Origin of the sequence: Chamaesiphon sp., from assembly GCF_041738855.1 — a bacterium.
Classification (GTDB): Bacteria; Cyanobacteriota; Cyanobacteriia; order Cyanobacteriales; family Chamaesiphonaceae; genus Chamaesiphon.
In genome coordinates this window covers 1-6,175 of sequence record NZ_JBGSPA010000217.1, presented here as the reverse complement: position 1 = coordinate 6,175, position 6,175 = coordinate 1, and the positions used below count along the sequence as shown (strand labels likewise).

Annotated in this window: 4 protein-coding genes and 1 pseudogene; 2 read left to right on the top strand and 3 right to left on the bottom strand. The window is 49.8% G+C overall.

Going from position 1 to position 6,175, the window contains the following annotated elements; genetic code table 11:
• Positions 1-141 precede the first annotated feature (141 nt).
• Positions 142-567: pseudogene (locus ACEW9I_RS24310) on the top strand (RNA-guided endonuclease InsQ/TnpB family protein); the annotation flags it as partial.
• 320 nt (positions 568-887) lie between these two features.
• On the opposite strand, the gene ACEW9I_RS24305 reads toward ACEW9I_RS24310, so the two are convergent.
• Positions 888-2,810, bottom strand: a complete 1,923-nt coding sequence (locus ACEW9I_RS24305) for a tetratricopeptide repeat protein (protein WP_373542914.1) — start codon at positions 2,808-2,810, stop codon at positions 888-890.
• Between the two features lie 415 nt (positions 2,811-3,225).
• Between ACEW9I_RS24305 and tsaB the strand changes: the two genes are divergently transcribed.
• The gene (gene tsaB / locus ACEW9I_RS24300) at positions 3,226-3,876 is read left to right on the top strand and encodes a tRNA (adenosine(37)-N6)-threonylcarbamoyltransferase complex dimerization subunit type 1 TsaB (RefSeq protein WP_373542913.1); all 651 of its coding nucleotides are present in this window, start codon (positions 3,226-3,228) and stop codon (positions 3,874-3,876) included.
• 68 nt (positions 3,877-3,944) lie between these two features.
• On the opposite strand, the gene ACEW9I_RS24295 is transcribed toward tsaB, so the two are convergent.
• A complete protein-coding gene (locus ACEW9I_RS24295; protein ID WP_373542912.1) occupies positions 3,945-4,277 on the bottom strand; it encodes a DUF1815 family protein in 333 nt (110 codons plus the stop codon).
• Positions 4,278-4,557: 280 nt separating this feature from the next.
• A complete protein-coding gene (locus ACEW9I_RS24290) occupies positions 4,558-5,595 on the bottom strand; it encodes a glucokinase (protein ID WP_373542911.1) in 1,038 nt (345 codons plus the stop codon).
• Positions 5,596-6,175: the final 580 nt, after the last annotated feature.

The window sequence follows — 6,175 nt, the reverse complement described above, 5'->3', positions numbered from 1 at the left end:
TCATTGGGTCTGGATTGACGATATGTTGGTAACGACGTATTGATGACAACGACCGTATTACTGAGGAGCGGAATGATGGGAAACTATCACGTTCCGTTTTGGAGAGCAGTGGAGGAGGTGACTCCTTCACTGACTTTAATTCTAGTGGCCTATGAAGATTTAAGAGTGAGAAACATGGTAAAAAACCATTGTTTAGCTAAATCAATTTCTGATGCGGGATGGTATCAATTTAGAGTTTGGTTAGAAACATTTGGGCGGATTTTTGGTCGGGTTACTGTTGCAGTGAATCCCGCTTACACCAGCCAAGAATGCTCTAGCTGTGGCACTGTGGTCAAAAAGTCGTTGTCTACTCGCACTCATTCTTGTCAGTGCGGCTGTAATCTGGGACGCGACCACAATGCCGCGCTCAACATATTGACCAAAGCAATAGGTACAACAGGGCATGTTGGAACCTCCGTACTCGATGCGGTAAACGCTTCTGGAGACATACCCTCTACTCTCGCTGGTGCAAACCTGCGTGGGCAAGGTGCGTCGTTGAGAGAAGAATCCCCTGCTTTAACGAATTAAGCCGCTTGCGGCGAGAGAGTGTAAGCATGGGGAGTGTCAAATTTCAAATAAACAGATTGCTACCGACAATCTCAGCGGTTTTAACCGCTGCTTGTGATGCAAAGTTCGCCTACGCGGACTGAAATATTAGTCCGCGTAGCGACGCGCGCTCCTCGGGTTCCCCGAGGGTTTAGCGCGTCAAGACAGGCGGACTTTGCATCATGAGCCACAATTTCAATCGTTGGCGGTGCTGGAACGGAGCCAATATCCTTAACCAGAACTGACGTTAACAATAGTAATTCGTCAATTAAAGAGCGGCAGTGATGGCACATCAACCTAAATCAACCGCCACCAATCAGATACTTCGCGAGTAATTGTGGCAGATAATCATAGCCATCAACCCCGATCGCTGGTAGCAAATTAGGACGATACTGGACTAAGATCTTTTCAAATTCTTCACGTCCGAGTTGTCCTTGCAATACGGTGGCTAAACTCGCGCTCTGTCGCCATTCCTTGGCACCGATTTGATGTAGCTGATACATCGCCAGACAGCTATAAAAGATCGCGGTTTTATTTTTTGCTAGGCTGTGGTGAGCCTCCGCGAGGTAGGTAAGATTCAGTCCTTGGAGGTACAAATCGCCGACGGCTTGGGCGGCTTTGGTACCCAATTGGAGATACTCGATCGCTTTCTCAAATTGCTGGATGGTGAGATAGGCGAGTCCGAGGCTGTGATAGCACAGGGCTAAACTTTGTTTGTCTTCTAAGGTTTCGGCAAGTTTGAGACCGCGATCGAGATAGCTGATATTCTGTTCGTAGACATCCTCATCCATCAGATCGAGAGCATGTGCGGACAACACTTCGGAGTATCCTAGGTTGGTCAGGGCATTGGCTTCACCCAATTTATCACCTGTCTGTCTAGCCAAAATTAGGGCGCGTTGACTGTAGCCAATCGCCTGGGGATAATCTTTTTGACCGATCGCAATTCGGCTCAGGTGGTTGAGATTGGCAATCTCACACGGGCGATCTCCGGCACGATTGGCAATGTCGAGAGCTTCCTGGTGCAGGGCGATGGCGCGTTCGCTCTGTCCCAATGTCTGCTGTGAGTAGCCCAAAATAGTTAACAGTCGCCCTTTTTCTTGGGTTCCTGCTACTTGCTTGAGCGGGAGATCGAAATAAGAGAGGGTATCGCGGAGTGTTTCACCAGAGAATGCGGCAAAAATCCCCCCATAGAGCGGGAAATTGGGACGCTGTGCGGTGGTACGCAGAATTTGTAATGTCACCTGAAAACAAGCTTTGGCGATCGAGTCCCGATGACTACTATTAATACTAGTCGCTCTGGCGATCCCATTTGCCAACTCACTCCAAATTGCCGCAAACGTAATCAGCGTACTAAATGCCATCCGTTGTCCCCAAACGCGATCGTACATCTGCCCATCGAACCAGGTTACCAGAGCCGTCTGAATACTCTGCAAGACGATCGCCAACTCTGTCCAATCCCCCTCATCACCACTCCCTTGTGCTGCTGTAATGTCGGAAATCGACTGCTGACGACCGATCGCTTGAAATAATGACTTTGTAAGTGGTTTGGTGACTTGCTGCGCCCACAGCGACCAGGGGCCATTCTCCGTCGCTCCCCCAAATCCGATTTGTTGACCGCTTTCGTAGATCCAACTCACGAGGTGGGGTTCTAGAGCTGGCAGAGTCTGGAGTCCGCGATCGAGTCCGAGCGATAATTGACGTAACTGCTCGAAATCTGCGGGTTCGAGTCGCACATTTGCCACCGATTGGAGCGACTTAATCGTCAGTTGAATTTGAGCGCGATCTAGTTTGCGCTCCTGGTTGGGATCGAGGGCTTGGAGGAGGATATTCAGGCGTTCATTCGGCTCGGCGGTGACGACTCGATCGATCGTCGCAGTGACGACAGCTACGGCTTGGCGTTCGTCTTGCAAATTCCCTAGAGCCGTCTCAATCCATTTGAGGGCATTGAGTTTGTGTTTGAGTTTAGCTTGTTTTACTTCATCGGGTTGGCTGGCAATTTCTCGCTCGACTCCTGCTACCGTCTCGCTCAGACAACCTTCAAAGATTTCGCTGGTGCCGAGTTCGATCTGCTCGACGAGGATCTGATAAATATACTCTTTGGAAATTACCTGCTTACCCGTCAGAATCCGCATGCTGATGTCAGCGATCGTCTGTAGATATCGCGATCGCAGTGTCTGAGGTTGAGGATTACTGGTAAGATTGGATTCAGCATCGGCAGACGTCATAGTTATCAGTTCCGATCTTTTGCAAATGTGTTTATGCTATCCTAATTCTTTCTGGGCGATCGTGCGTCGAATTCGATCGCGTAGCGTACCGGAGGTAATTAGCTCTGGGCTGGCGATATTTTCGATATCTAAACTGACTAGATTTCTAAACATGTAGGGTGGGCACTGCCCACCACCTAGGTTATGGTGCTATCTGTTTGCTGTGTTCGAGATCGGATCTGCTGTAAATCATCAGTGGCGATCGCCCGGATTGAATCACCTCAAATATCGATGGTGGGCAGTGCCCACCCTACAGATTCTGAAGCCTAACACATCCTGTAACCTAAAGCCTAAAGCCTACCCCCTACTCCCTGTCTTGATTCGCTAAACCGTCGGGGAACCCGACGAGCACGAATCGCTACCCTCTACCCTCTACATGAAATACGGTTTGGCACTGCACACCAGCAGCCCTGCATTAGGTTTAGCAATTGGTACGACTACTGAGGATGTCCGTTGTCAGACATGGGATTTGGGACGAGAGACTTCCAATTATCTCCATCCCTATCTGCGCGATTTTCTCAGTCCTCAAACTTGGCAAGATCTGGGCTGGCTGGCTGTGGCTCATGGCCCAGGGGGATTCACAGGTGCGCGGTTGGGGATAGTTACCGCCCGCACTCTGGCGCAACAGTTAGACTTACCTGTATTTGCTATTTCTAGTTTAGCGGCGATCGCTTGGCAACTACCACAGGCTGGAGCAATCGCGATTTCGATGCCTGCTCAACGCGGCGAAATTTTTGGCGCAGTTTATCAAGTGAGTCTAGACCGTCAGGAATTTACGACGATTTTGGCTGATCTGGTATTCTCCGCTGCCGATTGGGATGCCCAATTAGCCCAGCTCCAACCGTCATATCATCACACTGTCCCACAATCGGCAAATCTTGCCCATACTGTCGCTGGCGTGTTAGCTTTGGCACGGCTGGAGTACGATCGCGGACAACGTCCTCACTGGTCGCTGGCAGTACCTTTTTATGGTCAACACCCCGTCATCAATTCGGCGGTCGCGAGTTCGATCCTAGCACTACCCTAGCGATCGAGATGTCCTTGCTCGATCGGATCTTGAATCGATACTTCCAGCTAGCTCGGTTGAGTGACACCTCAACCGATGAGCGCGTGGGTATCAGATTGGAGCTTGACTTGGAGCAGATCGGCAAGTTCTTGCAATTGGGCGATCGCTTCTGCGCCTTCGAGCTTCATCAACTCGCGATCGTCGCGCAGCTCAGTCCAGGTAATTCCATAGTCAGATACCAAGAATCTGATCAGATGATTGGGGGCTAAGCTCACCATAAAGTTGGCACTATTCATGCGCTCTCCACATGTATAGCAAGCAGCCTCAAAGCCGCGTCGTTCTAAAACAGTAGCTAAAGCCTGAAGGCTCATAACTAAATCTTTGACAAATTCTTGATGTTGATTTGCTAGTCTAAGAAACATAGACCTCCTTGTATTAGCACCACTGCTAGTTAGTATAACCTTTATATTTTTTTAATGTTTCTCTCATTGACAATTTTAATACTTTGGACATTTTTTCTCTATTTAGCTGATGGATTAGGCTGGTGGCTGGAGAGGTTTGGCTACTCAGAGTGTTGGTTTAAAGAGGTTGTCAAGCGAGATCTAGGGAACTGATGTTCTAGTTCTTAATTAAATTCTGACAGAAGATCGGCGGGAAGATTGTCGCATCGGCTACACTCACGGACGATCGCCATTTCCTAGCTTAACGCATGCTGTGGAGCTGTGCGGCTTGGGCGACGGCACCTAGTAGACCCACTTGGGGAGTGAGAATGACATGGACGGGGATGTTGCCCAATAAATGGCTGACTCTCCCTTTATGATTGAAAGCCGTCGTAAAAGTTCCGTCTGTAAATAGAGCTAAGTTTTTGGCAGCAATCCCACCTGCGAGGTAGATTCCGCCATAGGGGAGGATTTTGAGGGCGAGGTTGCCAGCTTCGGCACCATAAGCCGAGACAAACATCTGCATGGTAGCTTGACAGAGCGGATCGGTTTTGGCGATCGCGAGGGCAGAAATCAAGGCGGTAGGATCGACGGCATTTTCAGATGGGGATTCCCAGAGCTTAACTACATTAGCAACTTCCGGCGTTTCGGAAAAGTGGCTCTTGTCGCGCAGATATTGGTAGATGCTGACGATTCCTGGCCCAGAGACAACGCGCTCGGTGGAGACGCGGGCGATCTGTTTGTGTGTGCAGATATATTGCCATAATTCAAATTCGGCGATCGATCGCGCCGCAAAATCTGTATGTCCACCTTCAGCAGCAACAACCTGATAGTCAGTCCCATTGTGAATCAAGAAGCCTTGTCCTAGCCCCGTACCCGCACCGATTACTGCTTTTGGTGCGTTTTGATGGGGTTGTCCGGTTTGGATGGTGTGGAGGTCTTCTGGACGGAGTTGTCCGATGCCGTACCCGATGGCGACGAAATCGTTAATTAATTTGACCTGCGGAATTTCTAATATTGACGCGATCTTGGTAGCGTCGATGTGCCAATCAAGATTGGGGAGATAGGATGCGCCGTCGATGACTGCGCCAGCGATGCCAAAACAGGCACTGACGATCTCGATCTCCAGTCCGAGCGGCACCTGAGCTGCGGCTAAAAACGATTGGACGATCGCCACTAGACCGGGATAGTCACGACTCTGATGCGATCGCTCAAAGGCGACTATGGTGAGCGATCCGACTTCAACCAGTCTTAACAACGTTTTGGTACCACCGAGATCGCCTGCTAGTAAATATTTCATGTCGGTACAATACTTTCGTCCTAGTTTCAAATTAGATATCTAGGGTGGATGGTGAATGGTGGATGGTGGATGGTAGATAGACTATTTTTTGGGTAGCAAGGGAGTAAGTGGAGGTTGTCATCCAATATCCGATCGGGTTGCCAGCGATGAGGCGGTGCTGAGATGGCGGGCGATCGAGACTATGGATATATTAGTATAGGTTGTCATCCGATCGCCAGGGTTTGACGCCCTTGTCGTAAGGCAGATAACTGTTAGGACATCCCGTTTAAATTTCTGTGCTAACAACTTCGCTCTCTTGATTCGCTAAACCCTCAGCAGAGACGAGGGTTTAGCGAATCGCTGTCAACTGTCAACTATTTAACGACGCGCAGGGGCTTAAATCCCTACCCTACAAACTTCGCTGTCAACTGTCAACTGTCTGCTTGTCTTGTCTCGCTGCTTGGTGCAACACATGCACCAGGGTTCCTCCGCCTGAACAGCATCCGCAAACCCTCGGCAGAGCCTACGTATCGCGAGCCGCTGGTGCAACACATGCGCCAGGTATCCTCCGCCTGAACAGCATCCGCAACTGTCAACTGTT